This window comes from Pseudomonas sp. GV085, assembly GCF_003050925.1.
Taxonomy (GTDB): domain Bacteria; phylum Pseudomonadota; class Gammaproteobacteria; order Pseudomonadales; family Pseudomonadaceae; genus Aquipseudomonas.
The window spans coordinates 226,003-242,621 of sequence record NZ_QAOV01000003.1; the positions used below are offsets into that span (position 1 = coordinate 226,003).

The window sequence follows — 16,619 nt, forward strand, 5'->3', positions numbered from 1 at the left end:
AGGCTCGCTCCCACATGGGGTTCGCGGCGTTCACAAATCCAGTGTGGGAGCGACGGTGCGACGATTCGACCTGCTCGCGATTGAGTGCGCAGCACTCACCCAGCTTATGCATGTGCAGCCTCCAGCAAGATCCGCCCGCTGGAGCAAGTGGCGGTTTCGTTGCGATAGGCGAAATACAATTTGCCGCGCACCGGGTCGAAGCGCAGGTGCAGCTGGATTTCATCGCCCGGGCGCACCAGTTGCTGGAACTTCAAGACTTCCATGCCGGCGAATTTTTTCGGCAGGTTCATCAGTTGCTGGCCCAGACTCAGCGCCCAGTCCACCTGCACCACGCCAGGCAACACCGGCGCCGTGGGGAAATGACCGCTGAAATAGGCCAGGTCCGGTGGCACGGCCAGTTGCAGGCTCCATTCGCCATTGCTTTCGACTTGCTCCAGGAGCTCCGGGGTTTTGGGGCGCGGTGTCAGCAGCAGGGCGTCGACGTCGGCCTGGGGCAGTTTGCCTTGAGTGTTCAGCGGCAGTTGTCGCAGCAGGCGCCAGCGTCTTGGCAGGGCCAGGGCTTCGCAGTGTTGGCTCAGGTGTTCGCGCAATTGCTCGGTGAGGCTGCGTCGACCCTGATTGCGCAGCACATGCAAGCCGGCCTCGCTCAGCACCAGCAACGCCCCCAGGGAGGCGCGGTTTTCCTGAACGACGCCGAGCCGCGCTTCGACGACCCATTCATGGGCCATCAGCGCCTGTTCCAGCATCGGCAGCGAGATGCGTTTTTCTTCCAGCTTGACGATCCGGTCCAGCCGCCCAAGCAACTCGAAGCGACCGTCGACAGAGATACGCGCGGCATCGGCAGTGTGTTCGACATGGCCATTGGGCAAATACGGCGAAGCGATCAGCAGCGCACCCTCACTGTCCTGGGTCAGCGTGACATCGGCAAAGGGCTGCCAGAGTTGCGCGCCCTGACGCCAGGCGATGCCGCCGGTTTCCGAACTGCCGAAGATCTCCGTTGGCCATTGCCCCAGACGCTCATGCAAGCTCTGTGCGGCCTCGACCGGCAAGGCACCGCCGGAGGAAAAAAACCGGCGCACTGAACTCAAGGCAGGCCAGTCGAGGTTGTCGCCCATGCGCTTGAGCAACGCCGGGCTGGCCACCCAGGCGAAGGCCGGGTACTCGCGGCTGGCGCGTTGCAGGTCTTCTGGAAAGGCCAACTGCCGACGTACGAACGGGCGCCCGGCGCACAGCGGCCACAGCACCCGAAACAGCAGACCGTAGATGTGCTGGGTGGCGACGCTGCCAATGATGCACGCCGGGCCCAGGTCGGCGCCCCACAGCTGTTCCAGGGCTTCGACTTCATTGGCCAGTTGGCGCAGGTTTTTTTCGATGCGTTTGGGTTCGCCACTGGAGCCGGATGTGCACAGGCTCAGCCAACAGTTATCCAGGTCCAGCGGCGCCGCACCCAGTGGCGGATGACTGAACTCGCTCAGGTGCGCATCGTCGGGCTGGTCGCTCAACCACAGATCGACTTCACCTGACCAGCGATGGCGGGTCTGGGGTTGCAGGTCGGACGGCAGCAACACACTGACCCCGGCACGCCAGGCGCCAAGCAACGCGATCGCCAGATCGGCGGCATCCTCCAGGTGCACGGCCATCTGCCGGACACCCCGGGCTTGCAGGCCGGCGGCCAGGTGCAGCGCCTGTTCGCTCAGCCGGGCGTGGTCCAGTGCCGGAGCGGTCGTGATGGCGCGCTCCGGCTGAGCCTTGAGCAGCAGGTGCTCAAGTTTTATCCAATTCATGGGCGGCCTCGTACCCTTTGTCGTATGAGCCATTCAATGGCAAACATCAGGCCTATCAATCCGTAGGAAATCAGGCCGGTGTACAGCGTCCACCAGCTCAGCGGCGCCCAGAGGGTCAGGGCGGCGGCGCACACACCGTTGCAAAGAAAAAAAACGCTCCAGGCGATGGTTACCTGACGGGTATAGCGAATGCCCTCGGCCGGCAATTGCGGTTCGCGTACCCGGGCCAGGCGTTCAACGATCGGTGGGCCGAATGTCAGGCTCGATCCGAACAGCACCAGCATGAAGCTGCTGATCAACACCGGATACCAGCGCAACAGCGCCGGGCTGTCGAACAGTGCCAGCAACAGACAGAACACAATGGCCACCGTGGCCATCCACAGGCTGCCAGGCCGTCGTGTGCCGGTCAGCGCCCGGGCCAGCCACAGTCCGCCCAGCAGCAGGCCGAACTGCCACGGGGCGAAATGTTCCATGCCGAAATACACCGCAAAGGGATACAAAAGGCCTGCCAGCAGCAGGCCGAGGCCAATCAGTCGATTCATGCGGCCGGTTGAACCAGACGGTAGACCGCCTCGACCACGTCACTGACGGTTCGCACCGATTTGAATTCTTCGGCGGCGATTTTCTTGCCGGTCTGACGTTTGATGTGATCAATCAGGTCGACCGCGTCGATGCTGTCGATTTCCAGGTCCTGATACAGGTTGGAGTCCAGGCTCACACGCTCAGGGTCCAGCTCGAAAAGCTCAACCAAGGCATCGCGCAGGGTGTTGAAAATGTCGTCACGAGTTTGCATGGTCCGGTCTCAAGCTGCCTGTTTTGCGGTGACGAACGCCGCAAGGCTCGCCACGTTACTGAAGTGATTACGTGTGTCCTTGGCATCGGCGTCGATCTTGATGCCGTACTTTTTCTGGATGGCCAGGCCCAGTTCCAGGGCGTCCACCGAGTCCAGGCCCAGGCCTTCGCCGAACAAGGTTTGCTCATTACCGATGTCGTCGGCACTGATGTCTTCCAGGCCAAGGGCGTCGATGATAAGCATTTTGATATCACGGTGCAGATCGCTCATCTTCGGCGAGCTCCTTAATAAAGTAAGAATGTAGATAATCGTTGAGCTTGCGCGAGGCTTGCGGAGCCGGCCCCTGCGTGGCGAAAGTCTGTGGGTCTATATCGGCCCCGACCCGGAAACTGAAGTGCACGCGCCGCTTGGGGATGCGATACCAGGGCTCGGCCTTGGTCAATGTGGTCGGGTTGACCTTGATAATGACCGGGGTGAGGATTTTCGCACCCCGCAGGGCGATTGCCGCGCCTCCCCGATGAAAGGCCGGCGCCTGGCCGGGCCGGGTGCGCGTCCCTTCGGGGAAAATGATCAGGGTCTGGCCGTCTTTCAATGCGTCGGCGGCCGCGTCGAGCATGTCCATGCTGCCGTCGTTGCTGATGTATTCGGTGCAGCGCAGCGGTCCGCGGGTGAAAGGGTTTTCCCAGAGGCTTTGCTTGACCACGCAGTTGGCGTGACGCACCAGGCCGATCAAAAACACCACGTCGATCAGCGATGGGTGATTGGCGATGATCATTTGCCCGGGACGACCGAGTTTTTCCGCGCCTTCAATGTTGTAGGTCAGTACGCCGGTGCGGGCCATGAAACGCACGAAAATCCAGAAACAGCGGCTGACCGTTTGCCGGGCCCGCAGCCGATGGGTCCGGGCGTCGCCCGGCAGGCAGTTCAGCACAGGGAAAATCACCAGGCGCAGGCACAGCCCGCCCAGCCCGAACAGGGCAAAGCTCGCGGCGGTGGCCAGCAAGCGCCAGTAATAGGCGTCGCGGTTTTTCTCGGTCACGGGTTGCGTTGCCAGGTCCATACACGATTTTTCCAGGCATGTTGGCAGGTGGTTTGCTGGCCGAGCAGCATACGCAACAGATTCAGCGCGTGTGGCCAGCAGGGGTTGGACAACGCATCCGAGGGGCTGTTCAGGGACAACCGCCAGTCGGTACCGGGTGTGATCAGCAGGCCGACGGCATAAGGGAACGGCACGTCGTCGATCCAGGTCGAGTAAGCCTCGGGCGGCCGCTCTTCGGTGACCACCAGCAGTACCGCGCCAGCGCCTTCCGCCAGCAGCGCGGCAGCTTCGAGCATGCCATGTTCCAGGCCATCGCCTGTGGCAGCCAGGGCGGTCATTTCGCTGGTTTCACCGCGCATGATCGACCACAAGCCAATGATCGCGTTATGCACCGACAAGCTGAACCGGGTCGGTGACAGCGGCTGATCGGCGGCCAGATCACTGAGAATGTCGACGGTGCGGGGCGTTTCGCCGTGACGGGAAACAAAGACCAATGGCAGATCCTGCCGACCTTCGGCCAATGGCCAGCCAACACTGAAGGCCATCCGCGCCAGGCGACTGAGCCGGCGGCGCTGCATGGCCGGCAGAAAAGAAACGTCGGGAGCGGCATCGCTGTCCGGCAGCACGACCGGTTGTCGGCTCCAGGCCTGCCAATCGCTCACGCTTTCAAGCCCCGGGGCCCAGGCGCGCCATTGGGCGATGTTGAAGTTGATCACAGACATTCATCCCACCCTCACGGGCTTACTTGACGCGGGGGAGTTGCCGAGAGCCGAGACTCACCCTGCGTGGCGTTTGGCGCCGAGTGGCGCGCATTATCCCGGTGCCGGGAACGTGTAGCAAATGCTGGTTACATTTTGCTCAATAAGATGAAGCGGCTGACTCGAAAAAATTGAACGATTGGTAATTATTCACAAGGTTTTTGCTCCGTCTGTCGGTTCTGGCGTCCAATCACTGAGCCGTTCAGGGCTTTTCAAGCAAGAGAAGGCAACTGACTGTGTAGTCCCTGTGCCGACAAGGTAGCGAAGCAACGCGGTGGACCACTACACTCGGTCATTCTTTGATACACGGAGGTTTTGACATGCGGCGCGTGGTGTTCAATCAGAAAGGTGGCGTTGGCAAATCCAGCATCGCCTGCAATCTGGCGGCGGTCAGTGCCAGCGAGGGTTTTCGCACCTTGTTGGTGGATCTCGATGCCCAGGCCAACTCCACTCAGTACCTGACGGGGCTCACCGGTAGCGATATCCCGATGGGCATCGCCGATTTCTTCAAGCAGACGCTGTCTTCCGGGCCGTTCTCCAAAAAGAATCAGGTCGACATCTACGAAACCCCGTTCGATAACCTCCATGTCATTACCGCCACCGCCGAGCTGGCGGACTTGCAGCCAAAGCTTGAGGCCAAGCACAAGATCAACAAGCTGCGTAAGTTGCTCGAAGAGCTGAGCGAAGACTACGACCGGATTTACCTCGATACTCCGCCAGCGCTGAATTTCTACGCGGTTTCAGCGTTGATTGCCGCCGATCGTGTGCTGATTCCCTTCGATTGCGACAGTTTTTCACGTCAGGCACTGTACGGCCTGATGGCGGAAATAGAAGAGTTGAAGGACGACCATAACGAAGGCCTGGAAGTCGAAGGCATCGTCGTCAACCAGTTCCAGGCCCGCGCCAGCCTGCCCCAGCAAATCCTCGACGAACTGATCGCCGAAGGCCTGCCGGTGTTGCCGGTGTACCTGGCCAGCTCGGTACGCATGCGCGAATCCCACCAGGCCAACACGCCGCTGATCCATCTCGATCCGCGGCACAAGCTGACCCAGCAGTTCGTCGAGCTGCACAACTTGCTGGAAAACGCCTGAAGATCAAAAGATCGCAGCCTGCGGCGGCTCCTACAAGGACATCAGCGCCCGATCTGTAGGAGCTGCCGCAGGCTGCGATCTTTCCCGGCTGTCTCAGATCCCCTGGCTACGCAACCAGCTCATCAGTTGCGGTAACGGGAAGGCCCCGCTCTGTCGGGCGACTTCCTGGCCATTCTTGAACAGGATCAGGCTCGGAATCGAGCGAATCCCCAATTGCGCCGACAACTGCTGGTTCGCCTCGCTGTCCAGTTTGGCCAATCGGCACTTGCCCGCCAGTTGCCCGGCGGCCTGCTCGAACACCGGTGCAAACGACTTGCACGGCCCGCACCAGTCCGCCCATACATCCACCAGCAGCGGCAGATCGCCCTTGATCTGGCTGGCGTAGTCGCCTTGCTTCAATTCAAACGGCTTGTTCAGCAGGACTTCGGCCTTGCAGCGACCGCATTTTGGATGATCGTCGAGACGCTCGGCAGGGATGCGGTTGAGGCCGTTGCAGTGGGGGCAGGGGATGTGGAGTGGGTCGGTCATGAGCAAGATCCAATGGGAAGCTGATAACACCTAGTTGGAGACGTTTGCTCATGTTTTCAATCACGCAGTGCCCGCCGATGAAACTAGGCTGAGTCGTGCCGAGCCATACCGCTGGTCTGCCAAGAATTATCGCAACTTGCGATATTTTTGATCTATGATTAACTCACCATAGCAAAATGCGATAAGGATGTTGCATGCATGTTCTCACCGAAAAAAGAGTACGTGAAGCCAAGGCCAAATGGCCAATGGCGGCCAACGCGCTGGATCATTGGTATCAATTAGCCAAAGGAAGCAAACCGCCGGATTTTGCGGCGATGAGAGCTACATTCCCTGCTGTCGACAAGGTAGGTGAGTTTCATGTTTTCGATATTGGTGGCAACAAGTTGCGGCTGATAGCTTTTGTCAGATATCGATCGCAAAAGCTTTATATCAAGCATGTGCTGGATCACCGCGAATATGACCGTGGCAAATGGAAGGAGGAAAGAGCATGAGTGTCCTGATCAAAAGAGCTGCCGAGCACTGGGAATTCGTCTCACCGCTGCTTCGAAAGCCGAAAAGCGAAGATGACTATGACCTGCTGGCGCATGCGCTGGACGAGTTGCTTGAGATGACCGGCGATGATGAGTCCCACCCGCTGATGAGTCTGGTGGATATCATCGGTGACTGGATTGAGGAGTGGGATCATAAGCATCACCCGATGCCGAAACCCAGCGGGGTCGAGGTTCTTGGCTACTTGATGCGTGAACACGGCCTGAGTCAGAGTGACCTGCCTGGCGTCGGCCCTCAGTCGGTCGTTTCGGAGATCCTGAGCGGCAAGCGCCAGCTCAACCTGCGACAGATCCGCTGGCTGGCCGAGCGCTTTAGTGTGTCGGCAGAGGTCTTTATCTGACCCGCCTCACGACGAACAACTGATCTCCAGATGCTTGCCCCATTCCGGCGGCCTCTCTGCATAACTTTCCATCCCTGGCTGCTCCTCGAACGGGTTGCTCAGCACTGCGTGCAGCCGGCGGACTTCCGAGTAGTCGCCGCTCTCTGCTGCATCGATGGCCTTTTGCGCCAGGTAGTTGCGCAGGATGTACAGCGGGTTGACCGCGTGCATCCGCTGGCGGCGCTGCTGTTGATCAAGGGTGCCTTCACGGGCCACCCGGGCGACGTAGAGCTCGCCCCAGGCATCGAAACCCTTGAGGTCGACGAAGTCATCACGCAAGCGGGTGATGACCTGTTGCGGTGCTTCATCACCCAGGCGACGGAAAAACAGGCTGTAGTCGACGCCGCTGTTTTGCATCAGTTGCAGCAGGCCCTCCAGCAACTTCTGGTCGTCGTCTTCGGCAGTGGTCAGGCCGAGGCGGCGGCGCATCAGGTCCAGGTAATGGGCCTGGAACAGCGGCAGGTACAGGCCGAGGGTTTCGCGCAGGGCTTCGACGCTGATGAACGGCGTCAGGGCCTGGGCCAACGCGCTGAGGTTCCACTGGCCAATCGGCACCTGGTTGCTGAAAGAGTAACGGCCCTGGTCGTCGGAGTGATTGCAGATGAAGTTGGCGTCGAAGTCGTCGAGGAAGGCGAACGGGCCGAAGTCGAAAGTAATCCCCAGGATCGACATGTTGTCGGTGTTCATCACCCCGTGGCAGAAGCCATAGGCCTGCCATTTGGCGATCAGTTCGGCGTTGCGTTCGACGATTTCACGGAACATCGCCAGGTACGGCTCCGGTTGCTCCAGGCACTGCGGGAAGTGCATGGCCAGCACGTGATCACCCAGCGCTTTCTGCTGCTCGGGGCGTTTTGTGTAGTAGAAATATTCGAAGTGGCCGAAGCGTACATGGCTCGGCGCCAGGCGCAGGATCATGGCCGCACGCTCCTGCTTTTCGCGCCACACCGGGGTGTCGGAGCCGATCACGCACAGGGCGCGGGTGGTCGGGATGTTCAGGGCATTCAGGGCTTCGGACGCGAGGAATTCGCGGATCGATGAACGCAGCACCGCCCGGCCGTCGCCCATGCGTGAAAACGGTGTCTGGCCGGCGCCCTTGAGGTGCAGGTCCCAGTGTTCGCCGGCCTCGTTGTACACCTCGCCGAGCAACAGGCCGCGACCGTCGCCCAGTTGCGGGTTGTAGGAACCGAACTGATGCCCGGAATAGACCATCGCCCTTGGGATCGCGTCGGCCCAGAGCTTGTGGCCGCTGAACAGTTCGGCGAACTCCGGGGTTTCGGCCACGGCCGGGTCGAGGTCCAGCAGCGCCATGGCGGCGGGGCTGGCCACCACCAGGCGTGGATTATCGATGGGCTCGGGCAGCACATGGGCGGAAAACGCATCGCCCAGGCGGTCGAAGCGATTATCGAAAGTGAGTTCGTCGAGGGCTTTCAAGGGCCGGCTCCAGCAGAATGTCCGAGCATTCTGCTGGGGAATGGCTGGTTAGTCGAGTTCGGCGGCGGGCGGCTCTTTCGGTGGCTTGCCGTCGACCAACGGCACGATGGTTTTCGCTTCCGGTTCGATTGGCACCATCTTGTATTCCTGGCCGTGCAGGTTCTTGAGGTAGACCTCCATCTGCCGGAACGAGATGTTGATGTGCTGCTTCTTGAACTCGCGGTTGATGAAGCGGTTGACCTCATCGAGTACCGGGTTGCGGTCACCGAGGTCGCGCACGTGCATGCGCAACTCGTGGTCGAGGGTACTTTCGCCGAAGTTCAGGAAATACACGTGCGGCTCCGGGTCTTTCAGCACGCGCGGGTTATCGCGCGCGGCCTTGAGCAGCAGCTCTTTCACCAGGTCCAGGTCCGAGCCGTAGTCGACGCCGAGCTTGAGGGTCACCCGGGTGATGGTGTCGGTCAGCGACCAGTTGATCAGTTGCCCGGTAATGAACGTCTTGTTCGGGACGATGATGTCCTTGCGATCGAAGTCGGTGATGGTCGTGGCACGGATGCGAATCTTGCTCACGGTGCCCGAGAGGTTGCCGATGGTGATGGTGTCACCGATCCGCACCGGGCGTTCGAACAGGATCATGATGCCGGAAATGAAGTTGGCGAAGATCTCCTGCATGCCGAAACCGAGGCCGACCGACAGTGCCGCCACCAGCCATTGCAACTTGTCCCAGCTTACGCCGAGGGTCGACAGCGTCGAGACGAAACCGACGCCGGCAATCACGTACGAGAGCAACGTGGTGGTCGCGTAGGCGCTGCCCTGGGCCAGGTTGAGCTTGGACAGCACGAACACTTCCAGCAGACCGGGCAGGTTGCGCGCCAGGGCGAAGGTGATACCGATGATGATCAGCGCGCCGAGCATGTCGCCGATGCTGATCGGCACCATGCTCATGTTGGCGCCGGTGCCGCTGGTGTATTCGTAGAGAGTGACATTGTCCAGGTACGAGAACACCGTGATCAGGTCGGCCCAGACCCAATACAGTGCCGCCATGAAGCCGCCGAGCAATGCCAGGCGGATCAGGCGCAGGGACTGTTCGTTGACCTTCTCGATGTCCATCGTCGGCTCTTCGATGATTGCTTCGCCGTCGGCGGTCTCTTTCGCTGCGTTACGTTTGGCCAGGGCGCGCTGATAAGCCAGGCGACGCGCCGCAACGCTGAGGCCTCGCACGAAGGTGGCTTCGATCACCAGCCAGAACATCAGCAGGTACAGGGTGTTGATCAGGCGGTCGCTGAGCTTCAGCGCGGTGTAGTAGTAGCCGAAGCACACCGCCACGAACAGCGCGACGGGCAGGGCGGTGAACAGGATCCCTACGAGCTTGCGGAACAGCGAGGCGTTCTCATGGGTCGGGCTGCTGATGAGCAAGCGGCTGAGCAGCAAGGTCATCAAGGCGTAGCAGGTGAGCACCACCGGCATGCCGATCACGTCATCGGCCAGCGCCGCCGGTTGCAGCTCGGCAACGGCGACGACGGTCACCAGTGCCATCACCACTATGCCGAGGCGGCGGACCCAGCTGCGCAGGAATTCCACCTGAGGCTTTTCCCAACGGAAATGCAGTTCTGCCACACCGCCCGGCGCGAGGATCCGGTAGGCGGTGTAGAACACCAGCCAGGCTCCGGCCATTTGCAGCAGCGCCGCGCCCATATTGGCGTTCTGCCCACGGGCGTCGATTCGCAGGGCCAGCCCGCACAAGGCGAGGCCCAGGGAAACCGGCATCGCCAGCAGAATATTGATCAGAATCGCCTGCGGCGTGTGCCACTGGCTATCGCGTTTGAAGTGACCGATGTCCTGGTGAACCTTGTTCAGTCGCGCGTACAGATTCTTGCGCCGCCACAGCAATGCGCCGATCAGCAATGCCAGCGGCAGGAACAGCAACGGGCGCTGAGTCAGGCCGTCGGTCAGTTCGCTCAGGCTCGAAAGTACTGGTAGCGAGTCGAGTTGCCGCTCGAGGCGGTCCGGCACGCTGTGAATCCACTCCAGGTCCAGCGGCTTGTTGCTCGGGATCCAGAACATCTGCTCATCGAGCGTCGCCCGCAGGCTTTGCGCAGTGCTGAGCAATTGCTTCTGGTTCAGTTGCAGGGTGATGGATTCATTGAGCACCGCGCTCAGTTCGCGGTTCAGTCGCTCCAGCAGGTCGGCGCGGGTGGTGGCCAGCTCCATCAGGCTTTTGCGCAGTTGCGGCGTGACTTGCTCGGGCGGCTGGGTCGACAGCAGGTTTTCGACGTAGGTGGTCGGATTGCTCAGCAACTCTCGTTGCTGGCTGACTTCGAATTGGTACAGGCGAATGTCGGCGATCTGGTCGGCCAGGTTGCGGTCGAGCCGCAGGCGCGGCAACGCCTGTTTCTGTTTGTAGAGAATCTTCGAGAGCAGCAGGCTGCCTTTGAGCACGTTGATTTGCTCGTCCAGGGCTGCATCGCTCTGGGTCAGGCTGTCCAGCTGTTGCTTGGTTTGCAGGTTTTGCTGGGTGACTTCGTTGAGGCGGTCGGTGCTTTTGAGCAGGTAGTCCGAAAGCTTCAGGTTGGTCGCGCTTTCGGTGGCCAGCAGGCTGCTGCCGCCGGCCTTCTGCGCTTCGATGGATTGCTGGGTGACCGTTTCCTGGGACAACGCCAGACGCTTCTGGTTGATCAGGGTTTGCAGTTCCTGGATTTCCCGATCCAGGCGGTCGGACCGCTCCGACAACAGGTCATGCTGGCTGTTGCCGAGGTCTTGCAATTGGGTATTGCCGGCCAGTTCCTGGCGCCGTAGCGGGATCAGGGCGTTCAGCGCTGCAAGCTCGGCATTGAGCTGGTCACGCTGCTCGGCGCTCAAGGCCTTGCCGCCGTCCTTGCCGTTCTTGAGGAGGGTGTTGATCTGCTGAATGCGCGTCTGGCTGCTGGAAATCTCCGCTTGAGCACGCTCGGGGCGGGTCTGGGCGGTGATGATCAGGCTGTTGGCATCGGCCAGGGCTTTTTGCAGGTCGCCTTGCTGGGTGGAACGCTCGGTGAGCAATTGTTCCAGCTGCTGGATCGGTTCTTTGGCGAAACGCTGCGCCACCGGCACTACGGTGCTGGCCTTGAGACGGGTCAGTTCCCGCTGGTTCTCGACGGTCTGTTTGGGCGCATTGTTCAATTGCTGCTTGAGCGCGGTCAGTTTCTGCTCGTAGTCACGCTTGTTGTTGAGCTGGCTCAGCGTGTTTTGCAGAACGGTTTGCAGGGCCTTCTGATCGGCTTCCGGCAATTTGCGGTCGGCGATCTTGTCCAGGCTCGCCTGCACGGCTTCGCTGGAGGGTGGTTCGGCCGCCTGCACCACTTGCGATAAACCAAGGGTGCCGACAGAGAGACTCAAGCCCAAAAGGGCAATGGCGAAAATGGAGCGCAGGTTAGGCATAAAGACCGGTCAAGCAAGTGATAGTGGAAGCAGTTTAGAGGAAGAGTCCGGGACCCGGGCGACTTCCTTCGGGGAATCTGACGCCCACTTTGCCGATCTTGTTCCCTTCCATGACCGCCACGGTCCAGATGGTGTTGTTCCATTCCACCTGGTCACCCACCACCGGCGCGCCACCGACCTTCTGGGCAATGAAGTGGCCCAGGGACATGTCCGGATCGATGCCTTCGACTTTCAGGCCATAGAGGGCCGCAACCGCAGCCAGCTGGGCGTCTCCTTCGAGCACGAAGTCGCCGAAGAAGCGCAGATCGAGGCCCCGTTGTGGCGCCTGGCTGAAGAGTTTTCCGAGGGCCGGCAGGTTGTGTTCATGGCCGATGACACACAGCAAGTCATCGACTTCGAGCACCGTACTACCCGACGGATGGAGCAATTGTTGACCGCGAAACAGGGCAGCGATACGGGTGCCTTCGGGCATTTTCAGCTCGCGCAGGGGCGAGCCGATGCACCATTTTTCCGCGCCGAGGCGATAAACGAACAGCTCCCACTCACTGGTGACGTGCACCTCCAGGGCCGAGCGGGAAATGGGCGCAGGCTCCGGGGGCACCGTCACCTTCAGCAGCTTGGCGACCCACGGCAGGCTGGTGCCCTGAACCAGCAGCGACACCAGCACGATAAAGAACGCGAGGTTGAAGTAGAGCTGGGCATTGGGCAGGCCGGCCATCAGCGGGAACACCGCCAGAATGATCGGGACCGCGCCGCGCAGGCCGACCCAGGAGATGAACGCTTTCTCGCGACCATGGAAGGCTTTGAACGGCAGCAGGCCAACCAGCACCGACAGTGGCCGGGCAAACAGAATCATCCACAACGCCAGTGCCAGTGCCGGTAAGGCGATAGGCAGCAGATCGTGAGGCGTCACCAGCAGCCCCAGCACCAGGAACATGCCGATCTGCGCCAGCCAGGCCATACCGTCGAGCATGTGCAGGATGCCGTGACGGCTGCGCACCGGGCGGTTGCCGATCACCAGGCCGCAGATGTACACCGCCAGGAAGCCGCTGCCGTGCAGGGCGTTGGTCAGGGCAAACACCACCAGGCCACCGGCGATGACCAGAATCGGATACAGGCCGGTGGCCAGGTTGATGCGGTTGACCAGTTGCAGCATCAGCCAGCCACCGCCCAGGCCAATGACGCCACCGATACCGAACTCGCGCAGCAGATGGGTCAGCAGGCTCCAGTGCAGGCCGGTCTGGCCGCTGGCGAGCATGTCGATCAGGGTGACGGTGAGGAACACCGCCATCGGGTCGTTACTGCCGGATTCGATTTCAAGGCTGGCGGTTACCCGTTCGTTCAGGCCTTTGCCACCCAATAGCGAGAACACCGCCGCGGCGTCGGTGGAGCCGACGATGGCGCCGATCAGCAGGCCCTGGATCAGGTTCAGGTTGAACAGCCAGGCGGCCGCCATGCCGGTCAGCCCGGTGGTAATCAGCACCCCGACCGTGGCCAGCGAGAGCGCCGGCCATAACGCCACGCGGAAACTCGACACCCGGGTGCGCAAGCCACCATCGAGCAGGATCACCGCCAGCGCGAGGTTGCCCACCAGATAGGCCGTGGGGTAGTTATCAAAAAGAATGCCGGCGCCATCGACACCGGCCGCCATGCCGACGGCCAGGATGATGACCAGAATCGGGATGCCGAGACGGGACGAAAGTGAGCTCACCAGAATGCTCGCACCTACCAGCAACGCGCCGATCAAGAACAGGCTGTTGATGGTCGTCGCATTCAAAGGCAGTACTCCAGAAAGCTGAAAGGCGGGCGCAAACTGACCATGCAGTCTGCGTGCCAGCGATTCTAACCTGTTGAAATGTGATGCTGTCAAAAAGCTTTTGCGTCATCCCGGAACCCTTGTAGGAGCGAGCTTGCTCGCGATGGGCGTCAACGATGACGCGTGCTGTCTGATTCAGTGCGCCGTCATTGAGATCATCGCGAGCGAGCTCGCTCCTACAAAAGAGGGTTAAAGGCTAAACCGCCCAACCATCGTAGTTTTGCTGGGTCAGGGAGGCCAAATGGTGAGAGGTGAAAATCCGCTGCCGGGGCGTCGTACAAACGCCACGGCGACGAAGTGCAGGAACCAGATTGGCCAATCACAGTCTTTAAAACTCGCGAGGAAGGTTGCCCGTCAGCAAAATCAAGGCTTTGCGCCTGTATAACCCTGGCATCCAGGGTGACTTTTCTTTATCGTACGCGCCCTTTGAAAAAGCCCGGAAAATCAAAATGTTGGAAGCATCCCTAAGCCAATTGGAACAACTGGTCAGCGACCTGGTGCAACAGAACCAGAACCTGAGCGCGGAACTGGCCCAGGCCAAAGATGAAAACGAAAGCCTGCAACTGAGCCTGATGGAATACGAAGAGAAACAAGGCACCACGGCGGCTCGCATCCAGGCTCTGGTTGAGCGTGTTAGCGCAGGTCCTGTCAGCGCATGAGTTACAACGCCGCAGGGGTAAAGGTCGTCTCGATCCTGGGAGAGGACTATTCAATCAAGGCACCGGCCGGGGAAGAGCAGACCCTGCTGGACGCCGCATTGATGTTGAAGGCAGCCCTGGCCGAAACCAAGAGGAAGTACCCGACGCTGATCGGTGACCGACTGCTGGTGCTGGCGGCGATGAATCTGTGCTCCCAGCAGATCGAAATGCAGAAGCAGCACAAGCTCGAACTCGACCGTTACCAAGAGCAAGTCAGCGCCACGGTTGAAGTGATCTCCAAGACGATCAATCAGGCCTGATCGGCTTTGCGCACAACCAAAGAATAAATTGTCGGTTGGCTTGTATACAATCGGCACGGCTGTTGCAGTGTTTCAGCCTCTTATTCTTTGGGGGTGCTCCATGCAGTTCTGGCGACGCAGTATTCAATGGCAGTTGATCCTGAGTATGGGCAGCGCCTTGCTGGTCAGTATTCTGATCGTGGTGGGCATTTATACCCTGGTGGTCAATCGTCTCGCCCAGAGCTATCTGGTCGAGCAAGCCTTGCCGTCGAGCATCGAAGCGATGCGCAACGACATCGAGCGCATCCTCGTCCAACCGCTCACCGCCGCCAAGGACATCGCCAGCAACAGCATGGTGCGCGACTGGCTGGCTGGGGGTGAAGACAGTGCCCGGGCCAGCACCTTTACTACCTATCTCGAAGGCATCCGCGCCGAGCACAAGGCTTTTACCGCGATTATTGTCGGCACCGCGTCCAACCATTACTTCACCGAAAAAGGCCTGGACCGGACCCTCAGCCGATCCAATCCGAAAGACGCCTGGTTCTACTCATTTCTCGACAGTAACCAGCCGCGCACCTTCAATATCGACAATGACACGGCGACCGGAGAATTGGCGCTTTTCATCGACTTCAAAGTCGAGCAGGCCGGTAAAGTCGTGGGCGTTGCCGGGCTTGGCCTGAGCATGAAAGAGCTGTCGGAGCTGATTCACAACTTCAGCTTCGGTGAGCGCGGCAAGGTCTATCTCGTGCGTTCCGACGGTTTGATCCAGGTCCATCCCGAGGCGCAATTGAGTGGCAAGCGCACGTTGGCTGAGCAGATTGGCGAGCCAGCGTCGCAAGCCGTCATTGGTCAAAAAACTGCCACAAACAGCAGCTTTACCCGTGACGGCGAGGACTTTCTTGCGCTAAGCCTGCCATTGCGCGATCTCGGCTGGACCTTGGTGGCCGAAGTGCCGCAATCGCAGATCTACGCCGAAGCCCGCCGCGCCATGTGGATGAGCAGCGGCATCGGCCTGGCGGTGGCGATTGTGTGCCTGATGCTGGTGGTGTTGCTGGCCCGTGGGCTGGTACGACCGATCCGTCAGGTAACAGCCGCGCTGGTGGCCATCGGTAGCGGCGGTGGCGATTTGACCCACCGGCTGGATTCCAGTCGCGCCGATGAGCTGGGTGATCTGGCTCGCGGCTTCAATCGGTTCCTGGATAGCCAGCGCGACATGATCGGCGAAGTGCTGACCACCAGCGAACGCTTGCGCACCGCTGTCGGGCAGGTGGCGCGAGTGGTGGACAACACCGCCGAACGCTCCGGCCGCCAACAGGAAATGACCGACATGGTCGCCACTGCGGTTCACGAAATGGGCCTGACCGTTCAGAACATCGCCCAAAACGCCGGCAATGCAGCGTTCGCATCGCAAACTGCCCGTGACGAAGCGATGCAGGCGCGGGAAGTGGTGGGTAGTTCGATCCGCCACATTGAGAGTATGTCTCGGGAAATCGGCGTCGCGGCCACGGCGGTGGGTGAACTGGCCCATCAAGTGGCGTCCATCGATCAGGTGCTGGCGGTGATTCGCGGGATTTCCGAGCAAACCAATTTGCTAGCGCTCAATGCGGCCATTGAAGCGGCGCGGGCCGGGGACATGGGGCGCGGGTTTGCCGTGGTCGCCGATGAAGTTCGGACCCTGGCGCGACGTACTCAAGCCTCCACCGATGAAATCCAGCAAATGATCGGCAGCCTCAAGCAAGGCGCGGAAAACGCGGTGTCATCGATGCATTCCGGGCAAGCCGCGACGGGCACGGGTGTCGAGTCGAGCCAGCGTACCGGCACCTCGTTGACCGCGATCACCGGGCAGGTTGAGCGCATCAGCGACATGAATCATCAGGTGGCAACGGCGACGGAAGAGCAATCGGCGGTTACCGAGGAAATCAACCGGAACGTACAGGGGATTTCCGACCTGGCGCGGGCGACGGCGGGGGAGGTCAGGGCTTGCCTGGAAGATTGCCAGACGTTGCAGCGGTTGGCGGATGATCTGGCGCGGCAGATGGGTGGGTTCAAGCTGAACTGAACAAGCGCGTTGGCTATGCTGACGCCTTCGCTGGCAAG

16 protein-coding genes and 1 pseudogene are annotated in these 16,619 nt (G+C 60.5%); 7 read left to right on the forward strand and 10 right to left on the reverse strand.

All coding sequences use genetic code 11. The features are described from left to right. Positions 1–104: 104 nt before the first annotated feature. From C8K63_RS08240 to C8K63_RS08265, 6 genes are read right to left on the reverse strand one after another with little or no spacing between them, the layout of a single operon-like run. Positions 105–1,784, reverse strand: a complete 1,680-nt coding sequence (locus tag C8K63_RS08240) for an acyl-CoA synthetase family protein (protein WP_108216269.1) — start codon at positions 1,782–1,784, stop codon at positions 105–107. After that, positions 1,781–2,326: a hypothetical protein gene (locus C8K63_RS08245; protein WP_108216270.1), complete on the reverse strand. Its 546-nt coding sequence runs from the start codon at positions 2,324–2,326 to the stop codon at positions 1,781–1,783. Before C8K63_RS08245 ends, C8K63_RS08240 begins: the two co-directional genes overlap by 4 nt. Further along, positions 2,323–2,577, reverse strand: coding sequence for an acyl carrier protein (locus C8K63_RS08250; RefSeq protein WP_008025124.1), 255 nt, complete (start codon positions 2,575–2,577; stop codon positions 2,323–2,325). The genes C8K63_RS08245 and C8K63_RS08250 overlap by 4 nt, the downstream gene beginning before the upstream one ends. Before the next feature lie 9 nt (positions 2,578–2,586). After that, complete coding sequence (locus C8K63_RS08255; protein WP_108216271.1) at positions 2,587–2,847, reverse strand: phosphopantetheine-binding protein; 261 nt, start codon at positions 2,845–2,847, stop codon at positions 2,587–2,589. Next, positions 2,828–3,637: a 1-acyl-sn-glycerol-3-phosphate acyltransferase gene (locus C8K63_RS08260; protein ID WP_108216272.1), complete on the reverse strand. Its 810-nt coding sequence runs from the start codon at positions 3,635–3,637 to the stop codon at positions 2,828–2,830. Before C8K63_RS08260 ends, C8K63_RS08255 begins: the two co-directional genes overlap by 20 nt. Then, a complete protein-coding gene (locus C8K63_RS08265; protein ID WP_108216273.1) occupies positions 3,613–4,338 on the reverse strand; it encodes a beta-ketoacyl synthase chain length factor in 726 nt (241 codons plus the stop codon). The genes C8K63_RS08260 and C8K63_RS08265 overlap by 25 nt, the downstream gene beginning before the upstream one ends. A 356-nt stretch (positions 4,339–4,694) precedes the next feature. On the opposite strand from C8K63_RS08265, the gene C8K63_RS08270 reads away from it, so the two are divergent. After that, positions 4,695–5,465, forward strand: coding sequence for a ParA family protein (locus tag C8K63_RS08270; RefSeq protein WP_015093167.1), 771 nt, complete (start codon positions 4,695–4,697; stop codon positions 5,463–5,465). 93 nt (positions 5,466–5,558) lie between these two features. Here the strand turns inward: C8K63_RS08270 and trxC are convergent, their stop codons facing one another. Next, positions 5,559–5,993 carry a thioredoxin TrxC gene (gene trxC, locus C8K63_RS08275; protein WP_108216274.1) on the reverse strand — a complete coding sequence of 145 codons (435 nt, stop codon included), beginning with the start codon at positions 5,991–5,993 and terminating at the stop codon, positions 5,559–5,561. 194 nt (positions 5,994–6,187) lie between these two features. Between trxC and C8K63_RS08280 the strand changes: the two genes are divergently transcribed. Both C8K63_RS08280 and C8K63_RS08285 read left to right on the forward strand, forming a co-directional pair. Further along, positions 6,188–6,484, forward strand: coding sequence for a type II toxin-antitoxin system HigB family toxin (locus C8K63_RS08280; protein ID WP_108216275.1), 297 nt, complete (start codon positions 6,188–6,190; stop codon positions 6,482–6,484). After that, the gene (locus C8K63_RS08285) at positions 6,481–6,882 is read left to right on the forward strand and encodes a type II toxin-antitoxin system HigA family antitoxin (protein ID WP_108216276.1); all 402 of its coding nucleotides are present in this window, start codon (positions 6,481–6,483) and stop codon (positions 6,880–6,882) included. Before C8K63_RS08280 ends, C8K63_RS08285 begins: the two co-directional genes overlap by 4 nt. A gap of 6 nt (positions 6,883–6,888) precedes the next feature. Here C8K63_RS08285 and selO read toward each other — a convergent pair whose 3' ends face one another. From selO to C8K63_RS08300, 3 genes are read right to left on the reverse strand one after another with little or no spacing between them, the layout of a single operon-like run. Then, a complete protein-coding gene (gene selO, locus C8K63_RS08290) occupies positions 6,889–8,352 on the reverse strand; it encodes a protein adenylyltransferase SelO (RefSeq protein ID WP_108216277.1) in 1,464 nt (487 codons plus the stop codon). Positions 8,353–8,400: 48 nt separating this feature from the next. Beyond that, complete coding sequence (mscK, locus tag C8K63_RS08295) at positions 8,401–11,769, reverse strand: mechanosensitive channel MscK (RefSeq protein ID WP_108216278.1); 3,369 nt, start codon at positions 11,767–11,769, stop codon at positions 8,401–8,403. A gap of 34 nt (positions 11,770–11,803) precedes the next feature. After that, positions 11,804–13,546: a potassium/proton antiporter gene (locus C8K63_RS08300; RefSeq protein WP_108216279.1), complete on the reverse strand. Its 1,743-nt coding sequence runs from the start codon at positions 13,544–13,546 to the stop codon at positions 11,804–11,806. A gap of 488 nt (positions 13,547–14,034) precedes the next feature. Here C8K63_RS08300 and C8K63_RS08305 point away from each other — a divergent pair, with 488 nt between their 5' ends. From C8K63_RS08305 to C8K63_RS31225, 4 genes and pseudogenes are all read left to right on the forward strand, one after another. Further along, positions 14,035–14,244: a hypothetical protein gene (locus tag C8K63_RS08305; protein WP_108216486.1), complete on the forward strand. Its 210-nt coding sequence runs from the start codon at positions 14,035–14,037 to the stop codon at positions 14,242–14,244. After that, complete coding sequence (locus C8K63_RS08310; RefSeq protein ID WP_095943229.1) at positions 14,241–14,543, forward strand: cell division protein ZapA; 303 nt, start codon at positions 14,241–14,243, stop codon at positions 14,541–14,543. The genes C8K63_RS08305 and C8K63_RS08310 overlap by 4 nt, the downstream gene beginning before the upstream one ends. Positions 14,544–14,688: 145 nt before the next feature. Next, a pseudogene (locus C8K63_RS31220) lies at positions 14,689–15,717 on the forward strand (cache and HAMP domain-containing protein); the annotation flags it as partial. Between the two features lie 132 nt (positions 15,718–15,849). Further along, complete coding sequence (locus C8K63_RS31225) at positions 15,850–16,581, forward strand: methyl-accepting chemotaxis protein (protein ID WP_371920746.1); 732 nt, start codon at positions 15,850–15,852, stop codon at positions 16,579–16,581. Positions 16,582–16,619 lie beyond the last annotated feature (38 nt).

What these genes read in the sequence shown, in the direction of transcription:
- mscK (WP_108216278.1), bottom strand. Translation starts at nt 11,769, where the DNA reads ATGCCTAACCTGCGCTCCATTTTCGCCATTGCCCTTTTGGGCTTGAGT.
- C8K63_RS08240 (WP_108216269.1), bottom strand. Translation starts at nt 1,784, where the DNA reads ATGAATTGGATAAAACTTGAGCACCTGCTGCTCAAGGCTCAGCCGGAG.
- C8K63_RS08260 (WP_108216272.1), bottom strand. Translation starts at nt 3,637, where the DNA reads ATGGACCTGGCAACGCAACCCGTGACCGAGAAAAACCGCGACGCCTAT.
- C8K63_RS08270 (WP_015093167.1), top strand. Translation starts at nt 4,695, where the DNA reads ATGCGGCGCGTGGTGTTCAATCAGAAAGGTGGCGTTGGCAAATCCAGC.
- trxC (WP_108216274.1), bottom strand. Translation starts at nt 5,993, where the DNA reads ATGACCGACCCACTCCACATCCCCTGCCCCCACTGCAACGGCCTCAAC.
- C8K63_RS31225 (WP_371920746.1), top strand. Translation starts at nt 15,850, where the DNA reads ATGGTCGCCACTGCGGTTCACGAAATGGGCCTGACCGTTCAGAACATC.
- C8K63_RS08265 (WP_108216273.1), bottom strand. Translation starts at nt 4,338, where the DNA reads ATGTCTGTGATCAACTTCAACATCGCCCAATGGCGCGCCTGGGCCCCG.
- C8K63_RS08310 (WP_095943229.1), top strand. Translation starts at nt 14,241, where the DNA reads ATGAGTTACAACGCCGCAGGGGTAAAGGTCGTCTCGATCCTGGGAGAG.
- C8K63_RS08245 (WP_108216270.1), bottom strand. Translation starts at nt 2,326, where the DNA reads ATGAATCGACTGATTGGCCTCGGCCTGCTGCTGGCAGGCCTTTTGTAT.
- C8K63_RS08250 (WP_008025124.1), bottom strand. Translation starts at nt 2,577, where the DNA reads ATGCAAACTCGTGACGACATTTTCAACACCCTGCGCGATGCCTTGGTT.
- C8K63_RS08255 (WP_108216271.1), bottom strand. Translation starts at nt 2,847, where the DNA reads ATGAGCGATCTGCACCGTGATATCAAAATGCTTATCATCGACGCCCTT.
- C8K63_RS08305 (WP_108216486.1), top strand. Translation starts at nt 14,035, where the DNA reads ATGTTGGAAGCATCCCTAAGCCAATTGGAACAACTGGTCAGCGACCTG.
- C8K63_RS08285 (WP_108216276.1), top strand. Translation starts at nt 6,481, where the DNA reads ATGAGTGTCCTGATCAAAAGAGCTGCCGAGCACTGGGAATTCGTCTCA.
- C8K63_RS08280 (WP_108216275.1), top strand. Translation starts at nt 6,188, where the DNA reads ATGCATGTTCTCACCGAAAAAAGAGTACGTGAAGCCAAGGCCAAATGG.